This window comes from Enterobacter cloacae complex sp. IR5412 (genome assembly GCF_049237385.1).
GTDB classification, from domain to species: Bacteria; Pseudomonadota; Gammaproteobacteria; order Enterobacterales; family Enterobacteriaceae; genus Enterobacter; species Enterobacter intestinihominis.
Genome location: NZ_JBMKHQ010000002.1, coordinates 279794 through 296806 on the forward strand (window position 1 = coordinate 279794; position 17013 = coordinate 296806).

19 protein-coding genes are annotated in these 17013 nt (G+C 52.2%); 1 reads left to right on the forward strand and 18 read right to left on the reverse strand.

The window, feature by feature from the left end:
• Positions 1–23: 23 nt before the first annotated feature.
• Positions 24–1307: a YeaH/YhbH family protein gene (locus tag ACOTX2_RS04880; RefSeq protein WP_023299884.1), complete on the forward strand. Its 1284-nt coding sequence runs from the start codon at positions 24–26 to the stop codon at positions 1305–1307.
• Positions 1308–1566: 259 nt separating this feature from the next.
• Here ACOTX2_RS04880 and ACOTX2_RS04885 read toward each other — a convergent pair whose 3' ends face one another.
• The 18 genes from ACOTX2_RS04885 to ACOTX2_RS04970 form a co-directional block, all read right to left on the reverse strand.
• Positions 1567–1887 (reverse strand): hypothetical protein, encoded by a 321-nt coding sequence (locus tag ACOTX2_RS04885; RefSeq protein ID WP_022650865.1) that lies wholly within the window; start codon positions 1885–1887, stop codon positions 1567–1569.
• The gene (locus tag ACOTX2_RS04890) at positions 1887–2126 is read right to left on the reverse strand and encodes a hypothetical protein (RefSeq protein ID WP_022650864.1); all 240 of its coding nucleotides are present in this window, start codon (positions 2124–2126) and stop codon (positions 1887–1889) included. The genes ACOTX2_RS04885 and ACOTX2_RS04890 overlap by 1 nt, the downstream gene beginning before the upstream one ends.
• Before the next feature lie 82 nt (positions 2127–2208).
• Positions 2209–3456 carry a hypothetical protein gene (locus tag ACOTX2_RS04895; protein WP_063418875.1) on the reverse strand — a complete coding sequence of 416 codons (1248 nt, stop codon included), beginning with the start codon at positions 3454–3456 and terminating at the stop codon, positions 2209–2211.
• Positions 3457–3520: 64 nt separating this feature from the next.
• Positions 3521–4489, reverse strand: a complete 969-nt coding sequence (locus ACOTX2_RS04900; RefSeq protein WP_032104563.1) for a DUF6453 family protein — start codon at positions 4487–4489, stop codon at positions 3521–3523.
• A gap of 3 nt (positions 4490–4492) precedes the next feature.
• Positions 4493–7291, reverse strand: coding sequence for a phage tail tip fiber protein (locus ACOTX2_RS04905; protein ID WP_032104564.1), 2799 nt, complete (start codon positions 7289–7291; stop codon positions 4493–4495).
• Complete coding sequence (locus ACOTX2_RS04910; protein WP_032104566.1) at positions 7291–7689, reverse strand: DUF6950 family protein; 399 nt, start codon at positions 7687–7689, stop codon at positions 7291–7293. Before ACOTX2_RS04910 ends, ACOTX2_RS04905 begins: the two co-directional genes overlap by 1 nt.
• Positions 7690–7695: 6 nt before the next feature.
• Complete coding sequence (locus tag ACOTX2_RS04915) at positions 7696–8280, reverse strand: hypothetical protein (RefSeq protein ID WP_032104568.1); 585 nt, start codon at positions 8278–8280, stop codon at positions 7696–7698.
• Positions 8280–8873, reverse strand: coding sequence for a hypothetical protein (locus tag ACOTX2_RS04920; protein WP_063135820.1), 594 nt, complete (start codon positions 8871–8873; stop codon positions 8280–8282). Before ACOTX2_RS04920 ends, ACOTX2_RS04915 begins: the two co-directional genes overlap by 1 nt.
• Positions 8874–8889: 16 nt before the next feature.
• Positions 8890–11382 (reverse strand): phage tail tape measure protein, encoded by a 2493-nt coding sequence (locus ACOTX2_RS04925; protein ID WP_421625887.1) that lies wholly within the window; start codon positions 11380–11382, stop codon positions 8890–8892.
• A gap of 420 nt (positions 11383–11802) precedes the next feature.
• Complete coding sequence (locus ACOTX2_RS04930) at positions 11803–12015, reverse strand: phage tail assembly protein T (RefSeq protein WP_050499237.1); 213 nt, start codon at positions 12013–12015, stop codon at positions 11803–11805.
• Positions 12016–12089: 74 nt separating this feature from the next.
• Complete coding sequence (locus ACOTX2_RS04935) at positions 12090–12470, reverse strand: phage tail assembly chaperone family protein, TAC (RefSeq protein ID WP_032104576.1); 381 nt, start codon at positions 12468–12470, stop codon at positions 12090–12092.
• 53 nt (positions 12471–12523) lie between these two features.
• A complete protein-coding gene (locus ACOTX2_RS04940) occupies positions 12524–13015 on the reverse strand; it encodes a phage tail tube protein (protein WP_023296823.1) in 492 nt (163 codons plus the stop codon).
• Between the two features lie 54 nt (positions 13016–13069).
• Positions 13070–13435 carry a tail completion protein gp17 gene (gp17, locus tag ACOTX2_RS04945; protein WP_063418877.1) on the reverse strand — a complete coding sequence of 122 codons (366 nt, stop codon included), beginning with the start codon at positions 13433–13435 and terminating at the stop codon, positions 13070–13072.
• Positions 13432–13971 (reverse strand): HK97-gp10 family putative phage morphogenesis protein, encoded by a 540-nt coding sequence (locus tag ACOTX2_RS04950; protein ID WP_063418880.1) that lies wholly within the window; start codon positions 13969–13971, stop codon positions 13432–13434. Before ACOTX2_RS04950 ends, gp17 begins: the two co-directional genes overlap by 4 nt.
• Positions 13964–14296: a phage head closure protein gene (locus tag ACOTX2_RS04955; RefSeq protein WP_063418882.1), complete on the reverse strand. Its 333-nt coding sequence runs from the start codon at positions 14294–14296 to the stop codon at positions 13964–13966. Before ACOTX2_RS04955 ends, ACOTX2_RS04950 begins: the two co-directional genes overlap by 8 nt.
• A gap of 277 nt (positions 14297–14573) precedes the next feature.
• Positions 14574–14900 carry a head-tail connector protein gene (locus ACOTX2_RS04960; RefSeq protein ID WP_063418886.1) on the reverse strand — a complete coding sequence of 109 codons (327 nt, stop codon included), beginning with the start codon at positions 14898–14900 and terminating at the stop codon, positions 14574–14576.
• A gap of 43 nt (positions 14901–14943) precedes the next feature.
• Positions 14944–16155, reverse strand: a complete 1212-nt coding sequence (locus ACOTX2_RS04965) for a phage major capsid protein (protein ID WP_032622508.1) — start codon at positions 16153–16155, stop codon at positions 14944–14946.
• A gap of 9 nt (positions 16156–16164) precedes the next feature.
• Positions 16165–17013, reverse strand: a complete 849-nt coding sequence (locus tag ACOTX2_RS04970; protein ID WP_032636949.1) for a head maturation protease, ClpP-related — start codon at positions 17011–17013, stop codon at positions 16165–16167.

Sequence of the window (17013 nt, forward strand, 5' to 3'; positions counted from 1 at the left end):
GGCAAATGCAGTACGGGGGATATATGACCTGGTTTATTGACCGGCGTCTTAACGGCAAAAACAAGAGCACGGTGAATCGCCAGCGCTTCTTGCGCCGTTATAAAGCGCAAATTAAACAGTCGATCTCCGAGGCCATCAACAAACGCTCGGTGACCGACGTCGACAGCGGCGAATCCGTCTCCATTCCCAACGATGACATCAGCGAACCGATGTTTCATCAGGGGCGTGGCGGTCTTCGCCATCGCGTGCACCCAGGTAATGACCACTTCGTCCAGAATGACAGAATCGAGCGGCCACAAGGCGGAGGCGGCGGTTCTGGCAGCGGTCAGGGACAAGCCAGCCAGGACGGTGAAGGCCAGGATGAGTTCGTCTTTCAGATTTCAAAAGACGAATATCTCGACCTGCTGTTTGAGGATCTGGCCCTGCCGAATCTGAGAAAGAATCAGCACCGTCAGCTCAACGAATACAAAACCCATCGCGCGGGTTATACCGCAAACGGGGTGCCCGCCAACATCAGCGTGGTGCGTTCACTGCAAAACTCGCTGGCGCGACGCACGGCGATGACGGCAGGCAAACGGCGCGAACTGCGCGAGCTGGAAACCAGCCTGAAAGTGGTGGAAAATACCGAACCGGCGCAACTACTGGAAGAGGAGCGCCTGCGAAAAGAGATCGCCGAACTGCGGGCGAAGATCGACCGGGTACCGTTTATCGACACGTTCGACCTGCGCTACAAGAACTACGAAAAACGTCCGGAGCCTTCCAGCCAGGCGGTGATGTTCTGCCTGATGGACGTGTCAGGTTCAATGGATCAGGCCACCAAGGATATGGCTAAGCGTTTTTATATTCTGCTCTATCTGTTCCTGAGCAGAACGTATAAGAACGTGGAGGTGGTCTACATCCGTCATCACACTCAGGCGAAAGAGGTGGATGAGCATGAGTTTTTCTACTCGCAGGAGACCGGTGGCACCATCGTGTCGAGCGCCCTGAAGCTGATGGATGAGGTGGTGAAGGAGCGCTACGACCCGGCGCAGTGGAACATCTACGCCGCCCAGGCATCGGATGGCGATAACTGGGCGGATGACTCGCCGCTGTGTCATGAAATTCTGGCGAAGAAGATCCTGCCGGTGGTGCGCTACTACAGTTACATTGAAATTACCCGTCGCGCCCACCAGACACTGTGGCGAGAGTATGAGCATCTGCAAGCGATGTTCGATAACTTTGCGATGCAGCACATTCGAGACCAGGATGACATCTATCCGGTCTTCCGGGAACTGTTCCAGAAGCAGAGTTCGACAACCTCCAATTAAATGTTATTAATCAGCCAGTTAACTCTGTTTTTCTGGCTGATTTTATTGCATTTTCATCCTCATTTTTCTCCATGTTTTTCATTCACTTAAATTTTATTTTGGGGAATGCGATTTTGAAGAAGTGATTATGCAAAACTTCCTTTGAGCTTTAGGATGCCATCATGGGATGGAGGTTAAAATTCTCTCGTTCCGACCAAACCACACAAAAAACCAGCCGCTTATGGCTGGTTATTCGTCAGTGAAGCATGGGGAACTTTATCTATATTGCAGGGCAATCATCATCTAATGCACGATTGATGAAGAACGTCACTCTGCCCAACACTTCCACCTCTTCCAGAGCGGTTCCCTCTATTGCCTCGCCATCATCCGTGATCAATGACTTACCCATCAGTTTTGCAAACTGCGTGTGGCCGTCGCACAAAATTAACAATACATCTCCTGGCCTTTTTTTCGTGGCTGGCTCAATGACTGCAAACCCAACATCTGTTTCAAGCACCCTGCTTTCTGCCCCTATGTTGCACAGAACGGATGGAGAAAGTTGGCGTTCGACGTAATCGGTCGCAGGTGATGCAAATCCCATCAGAGGACCCTCCCCATGTTTCTCAGGATCCAGTACCGGTTATCGCTACCGTCTGTCGTCTTGTCAGCGAAGCCTGGCTGATTGCGCTCTATCCATGCATTGGCGTCGGCTCGGGTGAAGTGCCAGTTAAAACCACGCAACTTTTCTATAAAGCTGTCTGTTCTCAGGTAGCGGTAGCCCTTTGGGTTAAGCTCTATGGCCGCAATAAAGGCGGCCTGAATATCTGAAATTCGGGGCATAATCTGCACTCCCTTTATTACTGTGTTTATATACAGTAGTTTCAAATGAGATGCAGATCAATTTGGGTTCGCCTATTAATTTTTAAGGCTGAATGTCCTCAGGCTGCTCTGTCAGTTCAAGAGAAGCTTCGGAAGCTCTTGTTTTCCAGATGCTATCCTCTGGCATATCGAGGCGAACGTCGATCCAGCTGTTGGCAGGAACATCTATAGGAGCCCCTTTCGTTTTAACAATTTCGCCTTCTTCGTTGAGTATGTATTTCCGCTTAAAAAGCCGAATCGTCAGCCCACCGCCTTCTGTCTGCTCAGCTTCAACTACACCCAGTTCCCCCATGCCGCCAGGGTCCATTGGTGGCAATAACTGCCAGCCCTCAGAGGCCAGTCCCGCTGAACCAGTCAGGACATAAACACCAACATCCAGTCTTGAAATCTTGATCCCTTCAGCTTCTTCATTGGCAGTGCCACCTCCACACCAGCTGAAACCGTCAGAATCAATGTCCTCACGCTGGCAGTCCTCACGGGATTTTACAATACGGGCGACAGGGGACGCCGCCTTCAAAGTACCATCGCTTGATTTTGTCGTATTACCAGTCGTGTAAGCTTCGTGATAGGCCCATGCGATCCCGCTGTAATATGAAAACCAGGTACGACGTAGAGAGTATGCCTGATGTATTCTGGTTGGCCTGTTGCCCCGATTGAGAATGATGGAAGTTAGTCCCGTATTCGATGTCAGGCCCAACTGAGTCAGACCATCATTTTGATGTGAGGTAAATCCGGTAGGCGTTAACCCGTCCATATTATCGAGGGTTGGACCGTCCGCCTGAATAGCACCAAGGTTAAATGCGCCTACCAACATCACGTTTCCAGAGTTTGTTCCGGCATCTTTTGCAGCTGCGCTACCAAGGCTTGCTTTATCAGCTTTTTCATTTAATGCAGCCGTAAAACTGTTCCATGACGGACCGGTGAATGAAGAACCATCCGGGAGCGTAACGGTTATATTTCCCGATGCACTGAATAACCGCTGCCAGTTCTGTTTGTCATAGTTCAGGCCACGCAGAGCTTCGGCGCTTTGTGCCACCAGCGCAGCAGTAACAAGGTTCATCGCAACGCGCGGCACGGCATACCATGCCGCCCCTGCCTGAGTGGGTCCGGTATAGCTGCTGACAAGCGTCAGTGAGGTATTACTGTTCACTGTTTTGATCGCCAGCGTGTAGGGAATACCGCCGATGGTCACAACAATAAAATCTCCGGCGACCAGTTCGGTGGTAAAGGCGGTGCCATTGCCGGTGACTGCTGCTGAGTTATTGGTCAGTGTCAGTGTTCCTGCGGACATAGATGCTCCTTTGAGGCAATAAAAAACCCCGCCGGAGCGAGGTTGGTATTAATACTGAAAAGGTTCAGACGTACATATCGGGGATAACGGGTAGCGAGATCGGCGTAACCCCGGCGTTCGCGAGCTGCCTGTCAGCCCAGCCGACATACAGCCCCCTCCCCGCCCTCAGTGTGCCATTCTGCATAACCAGCCCGTAATGGTAGTGATAAATGCGACCACCGCCGAAGCTGGGCACCCTGAGACCAAAGCGGCCAACCGGAACATATCCGCCACCGGGGACGGTCTGCGCTGATGTGGATGGCACAAAATTAGTGCCGAGATAAACAAATGGCCTTCTCGCCGTTGAGAACGTGCACTGGCCTGCCGCGTTATAGATATTGAATCCGGGATTCGCGGCCACGGGCGTAACGCCACCCGCAAAAATAATCACATCAACTGTGCCGATCATGGGCTGGTCTTCCGTGTTTGATCCATCATTCAGAAACAGCAGCCGGTTTCCGTCATAGTCCAGGGTGTAAGGGCTGTTCCACTTACAGCAGACCAGGTATTTACTGCGATCAAATCCTGCAATGGTCGGCGTGACCCAGCCGGACGTACCGACAGTTACCCTGGCTTTATAGATGCAGTACCCGACCCTGGACGCTGTTGTGATAGCCGTAAAGTCGGTGCTGTTCTGAACGAGAAGGCCAACGTTTGAGTTCTGGCTTACGGGCAGGATCTGCCACAGCGTGCCGGAGAACGCCACGCGCTGCGGATTGGGAAATCCGGGGTTTGAATTCCCGCTCCAGTTCTGCGTGACGTTCGCGCCGGAGATAGTGACGCTGTCCAGCTTGAATATCCCCTCGTCGCTGATTACCGTCTGGGTCGGTATGAAAATGACATTCGACCCGGCCACGTAACCCTCAACTGTCGCAGTATTCACGTTACCGATACCGCCGGATATCGCCCCGCCATATGTAGGGCAACGTAATCCGGCGGTAATTTCCATCGGTTTACCGCCATCATTGAGATCGATTAAAAGTCCTGAAGGCATAAATCACCATGAACCAACGACGATACGGCCACCGCCGGGGATGTTGACGGTAATACCGTTATTGTTGATAACGACCGTGTTATTGGTCCCGTTGAACGCAAAATTACCGCTGTCTGCATAGAGTTTGCCGTGGAATTCACAGTCGCCGTTCTTGTCGATGTTCCAGCCCCGAACTCCGGCTGCGAAGTTTGTCGAGCGGATATAACTGCCGATTTTCGCATTGGTGATACTGCCGTCCTGGATCATCGCGTCACGGATAAAGACCTGTCCGTTATAGACAAAGAAGGCGGCCTCATAGTTGCCGGGATCGCTTCCTGAGTAGATGCCGAACTGGTCAGCAGCGAATACAACCGTGGATTTGTAAGAACCACCAGAAGGCTCAATGGACATACCAAAGCCGGTGTTGTACTTCACGCCGTTACGGATAATGCCAAGGTTCAGGGTATATGAAGCCTTGCCTGTACCGTTGCTCGTCACCTCGGCGTTCATTTTCTGGTTAACCGCCGTCGTCAGGTCTCCAACCTCTGCCTGAACATAAGTATCAAGGGAAGCGATAGCTTTCGTGTTATCACTGATGGCCGTTTGCTGCTCGAGGATTTGCGAGTTAACACTTTCGAACTGAGACTTAACACTGGTGGTGAGCTGGGCTAACGCCTTGTCTACCGTGGCGATCGTTGTCCTGACCGTCATGATTTCGGCATTTACTTCCCCCAGTTGCTGGAACTGGCGTTCCACCGTGCCGTTATTCGCCAGCGCGTTTTGCAGAATGCCTTCAAGGTTGGTATCAACTCCCTTCTCCACGTTTTTCATGGCGTCAGAATTCCTGACAGACTCGTCAATGACGTCAATCAGGCCCGACGTATCGGTCTGGCACAGCGCGGCCACTTCAACAAACGCAGATGTACCAAACGCGTTGATCGTGCGGACATACCAGTAATAGGTGTGCCCGTTCTTCAGGTTATGGCTGCTCCAGGTGGTGCCAATCCCGGCACGCGTTGCCCTGCCTTCAACCGTTGACGTGCTGGTATTCGGTAGCCTGGTTTCGCCGGACGTCCAGAAATCAAACTGCGTTGATACGTTCGTCACTGCTGCCAGGCGCGGGTATAGCGTGATGGCAAAATAGCTTTGCTCAATATCTACCCTTGACGGCGCTGGCGGTGCCTGAATGCTGAATTCAAGATATGCCTCCGGCGACTCTGCCCCCATCTGGTTTACCGCAGTGACGTGGGCCGTGTAGGTAGACTGAACAAGCCCTGTCAGGCGGGTAAAGGAACCCGGAACCTGAACAGAGAGCACCGTCTGACCCGCCTTGCGGATCACAACCTTGTTGTAAACAAACTGCCCGATGTTCTGCCAGGACAGCACGCCCTGAACCACCTGCCCAATCTCCTCGACGGTGTATTTCAGGTTCTGCGGCTGCGCCACCCCACCAGATGGCAGCTGCGTGAACGGCGGCCGCTCAATTGGCTTGCCTATTGCATCACCCCAGACATCAGCAGTCTCCTGTTTCAGGGTGATCTGCACCCCGTTCTGCACACCGAACCGCCAGTCGGTCACGCGCATTTCGACATTAATGATTCCGAGCGACGGGAAATTCACCTTCACGTACATGCCGGGACGGTAGCGATAGCCGCTCAGGTTCAGTGTGAGATTCATCGTGCGTGAAATGCGGGTGCGCTTCAGTTTGATGTCTGCCAGGCGCTGAGCCTGAAACTCACTGGTGACAAAGCGAAGTTTCAGATCCTGCGAAATCTCAACGCCATCTTCAGCAACCCATTCGCTGACAGACACCGCCGGGAAATCAGCCTCAGCGTAGGTCTGCTTAGGATCGATAAAGGTACCGTTAATGGTGTTGACGCGCTCAGACTGCGATACTTCCGGCATGATTTCGATATCGCCGGCCAGCTGACTTTCGGTGATCACTTCGGTTGCAGGGCCATAATACGCACCAACCAGAATGCCGTGCTTACCCGCAATGTACGTTGGCTCGCCAGCTCCGGCAGCCAGCATCGCTTCAAGAATGCTGGCTTTGTTTTCGTTCAGGTCGAACTCACCGTTTAAGGTGTAACGTTTTTCCGTGGTTCCGTCGCCGTTCGTTACCGTCTCGTCGCAAATGTTGGCGGCTTCCTGAAACTGATCCCAGTTGATATCCGCATCCGGCACCTTCAGGTAATTGCGGTAATAGTCCAGCACGCAGAGTGCAAGGTTGTTGCTGTATTCCGTGCGGCCGGTGCGCGGGTCATAGACCTTGCGCCCCGTTTTCTCGACCTTGATGTTAGGAATGCCTGAGGGGAATTTTTCAGCGTTAAACTTCAGCGACACACGTAGCCAGGAAATGCCCTTGCCGATCATGTCCTCTTTCCAGGACGGGCAGTTCTGAAGCATAAACGGATCGGCGGTCTGGCGGTCGTTATGTACTTCGTAGGTGGCGTAATCAGGGTACGAACCAATATCGTCATCACCGAGATAGATGGTTCCCACACCGGAGAGAGGGTGTCCCGCCAGGGTGATCGCAAGGTGAAGCCATTCGCCATCAGTCTGATCGCCTTTTTCCTCTTCGGAGAAGAAAAGCGTACCTGCTGATACCGTCCTGCCATATACCACCGTTTTCGGGCTGGCAGCCGCGCGCAGAACCTGTTTCCTCTCCGCCACATCACGGTAACCGCCAATAGATGGCTTCTTCGTCAGCATCTGCGTTGCCACCTGCGCAGCAATAGTGATAGCCATGGCAATCGCATAAGCTTCGTTTGCCGCCGCAATACCCGCAGCAACCGTGGCAACAATTGGAATAGCAGCAGGCATCAGCGAACCCTCCAGGTGCTCAGTGGCTTAATCCTCAGACAAACCAGCCCATCCTCCCCCGGCACCCACACGGCGCCGCCGTAAATCACCCCGGCGCATCGGGTGCCAGCATTCTCGACAACCGCGATATCGCCGCGCTGGGCCATCTTCACAGGTACCTCATCGAGGTACTTCGCCAGCACTTTCTCCAGCGATCCGCCGCCGCGCAGCAATGCTTTTTTCGCACCCGTTTCGCTGTCATACGTCCCGCGCCAGCCGTCGGCAAAATTATCCCCGGTCATTGCTTCAGCGCAGTCAGCTGCGAACAGGCAGCAGTCATGTTCGCCCCATAAAAAAGGCCGCTTTTCAGCGGCCCTTATCACGGCGATTAATCTGTTATGCCAGTCTGGATGCTTCATGCTTCCTCACGTATAGGTAAATCCTGGCGCATCTTTTTTACTGCCCCAGTAAATAGAACGTTCTGCCATCTGTGCGACGTAACGAAAAATGCGATCGCCTGGCTGGGAGGCCTGATGCGATTCGTCGGTATAGCGGTCCGGGAACGGTCGTTGCCAGTCTTCAAAAATGTTACTGACGGTGTATTGCAGGGCGTTGGTTTCCCCCGACGTCGCGCCGGTACCGGATACCCGCCCCTTAAAAATCAGGTCAGCAACCTGAACAACGCCGTTGTCGTCCATAGCCACCAGATACAGTTCCGCCGGTTTCCCCACACAGCGCTCGTTAAGCGTTTTGGCAAACAGGGACATGTCCAGGCCGGAAAGCGTCATCCTGAGCTGCGTCGGGCTCGTCGTGTTAGTTTCATTGACATCATCAATGGCGCCCATCGTTCCCATGCCGTAATAGACATATCCGCCCAGCACCAGCGTGCCGGTGCCGGAATGGACGTAAGCGGTCCCGGATTCAAACTGGACATTGGCCGCCAGCACCGCGGTAACCCTGTCACGGGATAGCCAGGCGATCATCGAATCTGAAAAAGGGGAATACAGCATTAAAACGCCTCCTCAAATTCCAGTGTGTAGCTGGTGAAAACGCCGGGAACGCGGTTACCCGCGCCCTGCTGGTTATCTTTCAGCTTAAAAATGCCGTAGGGGTTAGCCACCTCAATTTTGCCGTTAACCGGCGGAGAGGTACGCAGCATCGGCGCAATCGGAATCATTGCGGTACCCGTTGAAGTGCTGGTCACATCAGCAGTGACCATCTTCAGCTCATCGTTCACGGTAAGGTAATCCCCGGTGCGCAGCACGAGCTTGCCGGGTGTCCAGCCTTTACTGCTGAGCTGGTTCCCCGTCTGGTTCGCATCCTGCACTACCGGATTTCCGGCTGGCGTTCTCCCCTCGCGTCCCCAGTCGCGAATTTTCACCCTGCCGTACTCACCATCGAGATCGGCCACCAGCGCATCAATACGCCGGGATTTATCGTCGGTAAGGTTGTTAAACGTCAGGGAGCAGATCCAGCGGGTGCCGGGGAAACGAACGGTCTGTGAGGCACCGTTAAAGGGAGAGCGAAATGTTTTGGTGTTACTTTCCGGTCGCCATGTCAGGGACGACGGGCATACATCAGCAGGCCATTCAAGCGCAGCCATACTTATTCACTCCTTATTAAACGCCAAGCAGTCGCCTGCCCTGCCCGTTAGTCTGGAAATCACTCAGCATGTCCTGCCGCGCCTTCTTCGCGCCGTCTCTGGCCCCTTTAGCGGCAGCCTCCTCCATCGCCTGCTTAAGCGCGGCATCGCCATTACCGGAAATGGCGAAATGCTGGTGAATGGTCTGTTGAATGCTATTCCCTCCCGCGCTAACGGAGGAGACAGCATCATCTACCATTCGCACGCCGAGAGAGCCGTCTGCGGTTCTGGTTAGCGGCATGATCGCCTCTGGCCCAGCTTCACCCATCAAGCCAGCACCTTTAGCGAAGGCGAACATCGTAGGGCTGTTCACAATTCCATTGCGGAATTTGCTCAGATCAGGGGAATCATAAACCCCACCTTTTGCGTTCAGGGTTAAACCAGAAGCGGCTGAATCGTAGGCACCAGATGGCGTACTGCCACCAGAAGACGCGCCTCCAAACATCCCGCCAAGCGAACCGAGAAGCCCACTACCACCGGCAGACTTGAGGCTATTCACCAGAATGGCTCTAAGCAGAACCTTTTGGAGCTCGCTCAGCACGCTGTTGGCCCAGTCCGCCCAGTCCGCTTTATTCCCGTTGAGTGCATTCGCCATGTTGTCAACCAACCCATCCAGGGTGTTGCCCACAAGACCCGATACCTGACTGTAATAATCGCTGGAAGTGTCAATCCAGTTAGCCAGCCCATCCTGTGCACCAGCGAGCCAGTCGCCCTGAATTTTGTCCAGCTCCTCATAATGGGAACGATATTTATCAAGCCGTACCGCAAGTGCCTTATCGAGTTCCTGGTTATAGCGGTCATATTCGGTAGAGGTCTTAATGTCTCCACTCTGGAATCTGCGTTGCAGGTCTTCGCGCTTCTCGTTAAATTCACGCTCAATATCGAGTTGCTCACGCATTCGTTCGCGTGCTTTATCCCCTAACCCGGCGCCGATAACATCCGCATCGAGGGAGCTTGCAGCGTTAGCATTTTCGCGCTGAAGGTTCGCAACATATTCGGCTAGCCTGATATTTTCCTCATTGGCCTTTTTAACTGAATTGAGGCGATCAACCTCAGTAGCGAGCTGCTCCAGGCGAGTCTTCTGAGTTTCATTAAGTCCAGCCAGTTTGCCGTCCGCAATATCAAACTGAAGCTTTTGTTGTTCTGTGACTTCTGCGCTTTTCTTTCCGGTGGTATCGATCAGAGCAATTTGACGAAGATAACTTGTCTCCATAGATTTAAACGAAGACTCAAGCTTTTTAAGATTTGAATCAGGCTTCGTTTTGCCGTTTGTTTCGTCTTTATCAAGCGCATAGCCAGTCCCTACTGTTGCAAGTTGGACAGGGAGTGTGGATTTTGGTTGCTTTTCGCTTTTCAGTTTTTCACGTATTGATAATAGTTTTGTTAGCTCGTCATTGAGAGCTTTCTCACTATCATCTCCACCAGTAAACCACGCAAAAAATGACTTATCTTGACTATAGATATCATTCCTATTTTCAAGCATCTTCTGAAGATATGTTATCCGTTCCTCTACATCTCCAGAGTCGTTGATATCTATTTTACCGCTCAGCGCTGCAAACCTATTCCCGGTCAATGATGCTATTTCGCCAAGCTTAGCTGCTATGGTAACTAACCATCCAGCCAATTGTGCAGCCTCACTAACCAAATCAACAAGACCGGAAATAACTTTAGGGTCAGTCAGTACATCTCTAACCTTATTAAACGATGTTGTTAACTCAGTTAAGTCTACTTTTGCTAGACCTGAAGCAATCTCCATCTTGAGGCCTTTTACCTGCGCCTCTATATCCTCGAAGATATTATTAACCTTGATTAAATCATCTATAGATGACGGGTCAGGAGCGACTCCATAGTCTTTAGCCAACGCAATGAATTGTCGCAACTTATCATTATTATTATCAAAGAGAGGAAGAAGTTTTGATAGATCGTTACCTAAACTCTCTAGAATTGTCGTTTTTTCGGCGTTTGTGTTGATTTTACTGAGTGCTTCACCAATCGCCATCAATTGCTGATCTGGCGTGGATTTGGATAATTTTTCAGCGGACAGACCTAAAGCATTTAATGCATCAACAGCTTCGCCTGATTGGTTGAGAACTGCATCGCCAATCTTATCGCCAATATCTTTGAAGATATCAGCCATTTGATCCCCAGAAACGCCCGCTTTCTCAGCTGCAAATTGCCATGCCAAAAGATTTTGGGTCGAAATGTTAAGGGACTTTGCCCAGCGGTCTGTTTCAGCGATTTGCTTGGAAGTGCTTTTAAGTAACTGGAATCCAGCAGCCCCCACACCCAATGCAGCAGATGCAGCAGCAGCACCTGTAGCTGCCAGTGCGAGGCTTGTTTTCTTCGCATCGTCCTGAACCTGTTTACTCCATTGAGCGGATGCTCTTTCAGCCTTATCCATCCCTGATACAAAACCGCCTGTCTTTGCGATCAGGTCAAGAGTGAGTGTTCCGAGGGATTTTCCAGCCATACTAGCACCTGTACTTGTTATGAATTATGATTAACTAACAAAATTATATTCATTCGGTAGAAACGTTAAAATTTGACTAAGGGAGCATGAAAATGAAATCAAATATTTATTTAATACTTAGGTCTCTTATACAAGGTTTATACAGAGGGAGTTTGTTTACCTTTTGCTTATGGTCGCTAATAATAATATATTCGTACTTATCAAACCCGTACTTATTATCCACTATATTTAACGGGGTATTAAATTATAAAATTGATACATTCGAAAGGTTATCATCCATGGGAGATAGATTATTAATGGCATATATTGCCGTGACATTAATCGCAATACTTTTGTCAGCAGTTGATAATTTTGTTGTTAAAAGAAACAGATAATTACCGAAAAAAAACACCTAAGGGCTATAATTTATCCCTTAGGTATTCAGCCCCATGTACGCATCGCCTCTTCAAGTTTGATCGGCTCGTTTGCTGCCTCCCGCTCTACAGCGGCAATATGAGGCGCAAAATCAGCAATGCTGAAGGCAGGGGTGTTTTTGGTACGGTTTACGTTTGCCAGCACAGAAGAAACCAGTGCCGCACCCCACTCCGTTCGCATCATCAGGTTCAGATTGCCGTACTTCTGCCGGTACTGCACCCACTGCTGGAACTCGCGGAAGCTGAGGCGTTCTTTTGCCTCAGCGATAGTGCGGCCACCTATCCCGTTAAGGACTAGTTCGCACCAGATTTCGTCTTCTGCGCTGAGTCCGTCTTTCCCAGATCGTTAACTTCCTGAATAGCCACCAACAGCGCCACGGTCAGGCCACCGTCCAGCGCGCCACGGTCTGGATCGGCCTCGCCGGTAACATCGGCAACCGTAAACACCTGATGCCCATTTTCATCGCAAATTGACGCTGCGATACGGCCAGCTACCCCATCTATACGGCCCAGACCAGCAAGCACATCTGATGTGGCAGTGTGATAGCCAAGTGGACGGATATACGTTGTCGCTGTATGTTCCTTACCATCCTGTGATTTCCAGGTAATCTCTTTTTCCACCGGGCGGCCGGTAAACGCTCCCGTTTCTTTCAGTGTGTCGAGTGTCAGTTTCATTTATCTTTCCCGATAATGTTTGTTGAAACGCGGGGGTTCAACCCCGCCAGTGATCAGCTACCAGACTGCTCTTTCGGAATCCATGCCCCCTGCCCGGAACGCTGGATAGTAGCAGAAGTCTGCACGACCGTGTTTCCCTGGAAGTCGAACGGGAAGTCGGAAACATATCCCTTGAATACGTACCAGGTGCGATCAGAAGGAAGCACCAGACCATCAACAGCTTCCGGTCCTGTTCCCGCTGTCGGCTTTGATTCACCATCAGACCAGCCGATAGCAAACGTTACGTCGCTCTGGTCATTTGACTCTGCCATGTTGCTGAGCATCAGGTGGCTGGCGTTAGTTGGATCTGCGTTAAGCGTGGCCGTTGCCTGCCCCGGTGTACGCAATCCCTTTTTATATTTTCGGGTGTTACGTTCGCTCAGGCAGGTGTCATCAATCTGATCTGCCGGGCTTCCACCTGGTGAAAATGCAGTGATGCATTCAATTTCGCTCACGACACCATTCGCGAGCACGTACAACTGTGTGCCTTGAGTCACTACTGACATGGTTATCTCCGGGTAAAAAAAACCGGCGGCGCCGGTGTGTTATGGAAGGTTGTTTTATCGTTTGACGAGCCAGTCGACGTCGAAGGAATAACGGTACTTCATGGTACTGGGTTCCAGCTCCTGCATACCCCATCTGGTGATTATTGCGCTGCCTTCGATCGCATCGCGAAGCGCCCGCGCAACCGTGATGACTTCAATATCTGTGTCGGCGTAAACGTCAATCTGAACAGAAAAGCGGTCTATATCGGGGCGCTGCTTCAGGTAATTTTGAGGATCACCGTCAATGTTCTGCCAGATCGCATAGGGATAGACAACTTCATCAAAATGCTTGCCGAAGGGGTACAGCCTTACGGGAGATTCTCCCAGCAGGGAGCGAACCTCCTGGCTGGCTGCACAAACTTTAAAAACAGGCGCTATCATGCTTTGGTCCCCTTTTTCACAGCCTGTCTGATCGCACGATCGATAGCTTTTTCCATTTCTTCCGCAAAAACGTTAATGACAGGGCCATCGATACCGTTCATCGCGGGGCGGATGATAGGTCGTGCTGCTGCATGCTCTGTTCCGAATTCAAGCATTCGCCAGTACCAGGTGTCGCCGCCGGGATTCCCTTTGTCGCCTGCTGTTTTGTAAGTTCTACCGGCTCGCCCCTTTCTGACGTTGGCTTTTGTCTGGGCATACTGTCGCGCACCACCCATAACGCCAACGCGGAAAGTCAGGTTACCAGTTCTCCGGAATTCACGACTGCCAAAGCTGGCAACGATATTTTTATAGATGGCCTCTTTGGTCAGTGGGTCATCAACCCGGGCAGCATTACTCCGGGCACGGTCCCTGATTAGGTTCGCGGCTTTACGAAGCGCAAATCGTCCCGCTTTGTTACGGGTGACGTCTGATACTGCCTCCATTTTCCCAAGCAGGGAATCAAGCCCGGTAAGACTTACTTCAACACCATCAGCCATCATTTACCCCTTCTGAGCAGGGAAGCGTGAGATATTCGCGGCCACTTTTCGGATCAGGAAGCACGCCCTCAATGTTATATATCTCACCGCGAAACAGGATCCGATTCATCCGGGTAATTCCCGGTCGAAAGCGAATTGTGATACGGGTGGTGATTTCCCCCTGCGATGCCTGGGCTGCAATATACTCGCGAGCAGACAACGGGGAGACTTCCGCCCATACGGTAGCCAAATCCCGCCAGGTTTTATTTACAGCTCCAGTCTCTGGGTTCTGAACCATCACTGGCTCCTGGATTGTTACCTGGTGACGTAGTTTCCCGGCCTGCATTCTACCCCCTGACTTTCTGGCTGAGATACTGAGGTTTCAAATCGTTCAGTGACGTAATTTCAACCCCATCATCTTCAGCCAGTGACTGGATAATGACATCGCATAACGCCATATTTGACTCAGCCAGCCGGTTTAACGCGTCCGTCTGCGCCCTCTGTGCTTCTGTCTGTTCGCGTAGCACTGTTAGCAGCTCGTTTACCTGTTGCTCGTTCATATGCAATTTTCGCCCATTTTTTTATCCACTCACGCCGTTCCGCGCATCCTGAACAAGCCATATTTACACCCCGTAAATTCGGTATGGCTGAAGCAGGGCTTCAACTGCAAGCGGGACCTCTGCAACGGTTTGCCCGATGGACACGGATTCCCGGTTTGCATACCAGTGACCGATAAGCAGTAGCATGGCTGCCTTAACATCATCATTGAGCAGTATCGGGTCTGGATCGTCAGCGTAGCCAGGGCTGCTTTCCTTTTCAAAGAGCGTTCGCCGTGTCCATGTCTGGACGTACCGGGCCGCTGCACCTGTGTAAATCTCCAGCAGAGCATCATCACCCGTAAAGTCGGTATCAATGCGGCAATGCTGTTTCACCACATTCTGATCAAGCATTTGTTTGCCCCAAAAAAAAGCGGCCCGAAGGCCGCAATAGTTATCAGCTACCCGCGCCGGTGCTGAATGAACCGTACACGAACGCCTCAGGGCGTTTCACAGCCAGCGCCAGACGTTCTTCGCAACGGATGGTGATCATGTTTTTCTCGAAGTCGTCGGCGTTCTCCGTGGAGATAACCACGTTCGCATCTTCGCGGTCGAAGATTTGCGCGCCAGCGTTAAATGCACCGGTCAGGAATTTACCCTGGAAGGCTGCCGCTTCCGTTGCAACAACCGGCAGGCCCCACAGAGTCGGACCAGTCAGCGCCGCAGGGTTCGCCAGAATGTAACGACCCAGGCTGTCTTTGGTCAGCTCGATCCGCGCCCAGTCAATGAAGTGAAGAACATGACCAGATGCCGGGAAGCGTGCCAGCTGTGCCTGCAACATTGCCAGACGCAGATCGTCAATCCCGCTCTGCTGTTCGACAGTGAACGCCGGATTGAACGCTGACGCCTGAGGAACGATGCCGTGCAGATGAACGCCGGTACCATCACCGAAGAGAATTTCCTGCTCTTCTGCATACTTCAGCCCGTAGCGCATTTCGGCATCAACGGTAGACTGCAACTGTGCGAAGTCATCCAGGATCTGCTTTGAGGCTTTGAACAGGTGGGCAATGGTGCTGACGCCAGTGATTTTCGGCGTGAACTCAATTTCGCTGTATGGTTTCTGCGTATTTTCAGGAACCACTTTCGCGTTATTGGTAAAGCCTGTCTGCTGCACCCAGAAAATAGCTGAGGAGGACGTACGGCCTGGAGCAATCAGATCGCGGATAAACAGGCGCTGTTTCGGCGCCGTATCAATACCCGGCAGGCGCTGTGGCTCCACGACACCATCAGGCACATCCACCGAAGTCAGGGCGGCCTTAACCGGGATGCTGATGCGCTTACCGCCTTCCACGCTGGAAGCAAAGGTTTTCAGGGCTTCAGCGGAGATCACCTGGTGGCCAACGGACTCGACAACCTGTTTCGCGTTTGCCAGCGGCATCTGGGCAACATGTTGCTCCAGTTCGCCCATTGCGGCCTTCAGGGTTTTTTCAGCTTCACGCAGCGCATTGAACTCAGAAGCCATTTTATCAACGGCAGCTTTTGTTTCTTCTGACAGCCTGCCTGACTTCTGCGCCTCTTTGAGTGCGTCTTCTGCTTTCGCGTTGAATTTGCCGGTTGCCTCTTCAATGCTGGCAGTGACTTTTTTCAGAATTTCGTTTACTTCAGACATAAGGGGTCCTTATTTGACTAACGCCGCAAGAGCGCTTTCAAGTGAATTGAGGGTTTCAGGTTTGATATCTTCGGCAGCGCCCGGCGTACCGTCGTTGGTGGTGACAGCGCCAGGCATGCCACCGGATAAGGCTTTAATGAGTTTTCTGCGCTCAGAGCGCGGGGTGTTGGTTTTAGCCAGCAGCGCATCAAGTTTTCGAAGCGCGGCCGCGGGTGATTCATCGCCATCACTGACCGCATCAGCAGAAAGCAGGCTGTCTGCCAGTCCCTTCGCCACAGCGTCACTGCCACCGATATAACTCTCGGCGTCCATCAGTTTCTGAACGGCTGCCATATCAAGGCCGGAACGCGCCGCGTAGATGTCTGCCATAGCGGTATCGAACGGCTCAAGAGACTGTGCCAGTTCCGCAAAGTCATGGCGGTTACCCATCGCGTAGACCCAGCAGTTGTGGATCATCAGGAAGGCACCACGACCGATCTGAATATCATCCCCGGCCATCGCAATGACCGAGGCGGCGCTGGCGGCAATACCGAGCACCTTCACAGTCACACGGCCTTCGTATTCACGCAGAAGGTTGTAGATGGCCAGGCCTTCGAACATGTCCCCGCCAGGGGAGTTAATATTGACCGTTACGTCGGCGCCATTCATCGCCCGTAGCGCACCGGCGATACGTTTGGCTGTTACGCCTTCACCCCAGTAGTCCTGCCCGATCACATCAAAAACAGAAATACTGTTGTCGTCGGTGGCCGCAGCTTTGATCCCGCCATCCCAGCGTTCCATGGCGGAGGGTAAAGTTTCACAGGTGACCCGCGCGCAGGGTCGACCCGCCGGTGCTGCCGGAAGTTGTTTTTTGCTCAT

Excerpts from the sequence above, each read along its gene's own strand:
- ACOTX2_RS04920 (WP_063135820.1), bottom strand. The coding sequence starts at position 8,873 with ATGGCTGCGCTTGAATGGCCTGCTGATGTATGCCCGTCGTCCCTGACA.
- gp17 (WP_063418877.1), bottom strand. The coding sequence starts at position 13,435 with ATGATAGCGCCTGTTTTTAAAGTTTGTGCAGCCAGCCAGGAGGTTCGC.
- ACOTX2_RS04890 (WP_022650864.1), bottom strand. The coding sequence starts at position 2,126 with ATGCCCCGAATTTCAGATATTCAGGCCGCCTTTATTGCGGCCATAGAG.
- ACOTX2_RS04925 (WP_421625887.1), bottom strand. The coding sequence starts at position 11,382 with ATGGCTGGAAAATCCCTCGGAACACTCACTCTTGACCTGATCGCAAAG.
- ACOTX2_RS04885 (WP_022650865.1), bottom strand. The coding sequence starts at position 1,887 with ATGGGATTTGCATCACCTGCGACCGATTACGTCGAACGCCAACTTTCT.
- ACOTX2_RS04955 (WP_063418882.1), bottom strand. The coding sequence starts at position 14,296 with ATGCAGGCCGGGAAACTACGTCACCAGGTAACAATCCAGGAGCCAGTG.
- ACOTX2_RS04960 (WP_063418886.1), bottom strand. The coding sequence starts at position 14,900 with ATGCTTGATCAGAATGTGGTGAAACAGCATTGCCGCATTGATACCGAC.
- ACOTX2_RS04915 (WP_032104568.1), bottom strand. The coding sequence starts at position 8,280 with ATGCTGTATTCCCCTTTTTCAGATTCGATGATCGCCTGGCTATCCCGT.
- ACOTX2_RS04965 (WP_032622508.1), bottom strand. The coding sequence starts at position 16,155 with ATGTCTGAAGTAAACGAAATTCTGAAAAAAGTCACTGCCAGCATTGAA.
- ACOTX2_RS04940 (WP_023296823.1), bottom strand. The coding sequence starts at position 13,015 with ATGTCAGTAGTGACTCAAGGCACACAGTTGTACGTGCTCGCGAATGGT.
- ACOTX2_RS04895 (WP_063418875.1), bottom strand. The coding sequence starts at position 3,456 with ATGTCCGCAGGAACACTGACACTGACCAATAACTCAGCAGCAGTCACC.
- ACOTX2_RS04910 (WP_032104566.1), bottom strand. The coding sequence starts at position 7,689 with ATGAAGCATCCAGACTGGCATAACAGATTAATCGCCGTGATAAGGGCC.
- ACOTX2_RS04905 (WP_032104564.1), bottom strand. The coding sequence starts at position 7,291 with ATGCCTGCTGCTATTCCAATTGTTGCCACGGTTGCTGCGGGTATTGCG.
- ACOTX2_RS04935 (WP_032104576.1), bottom strand. The coding sequence starts at position 12,470 with ATGAAACTGACACTCGACACACTGAAAGAAACGGGAGCGTTTACCGGC.
- ACOTX2_RS04950 (WP_063418880.1), bottom strand. The coding sequence starts at position 13,971 with ATGGCTGATGGTGTTGAAGTAAGTCTTACCGGGCTTGATTCCCTGCTT.
- ACOTX2_RS04900 (WP_032104563.1), bottom strand. The coding sequence starts at position 4,489 with ATGCCTTCAGGACTTTTAATCGATCTCAATGATGGCGGTAAACCGATG.
- ACOTX2_RS04970 (WP_032636949.1), bottom strand. The coding sequence starts at position 17,013 with ATGAGCAAAAAACAACTTCCGGCAGCACCGGCGGGTCGACCCTGCGCG.
- ACOTX2_RS04880 (WP_023299884.1), top strand. The coding sequence starts at position 24 with ATGACCTGGTTTATTGACCGGCGTCTTAACGGCAAAAACAAGAGCACG.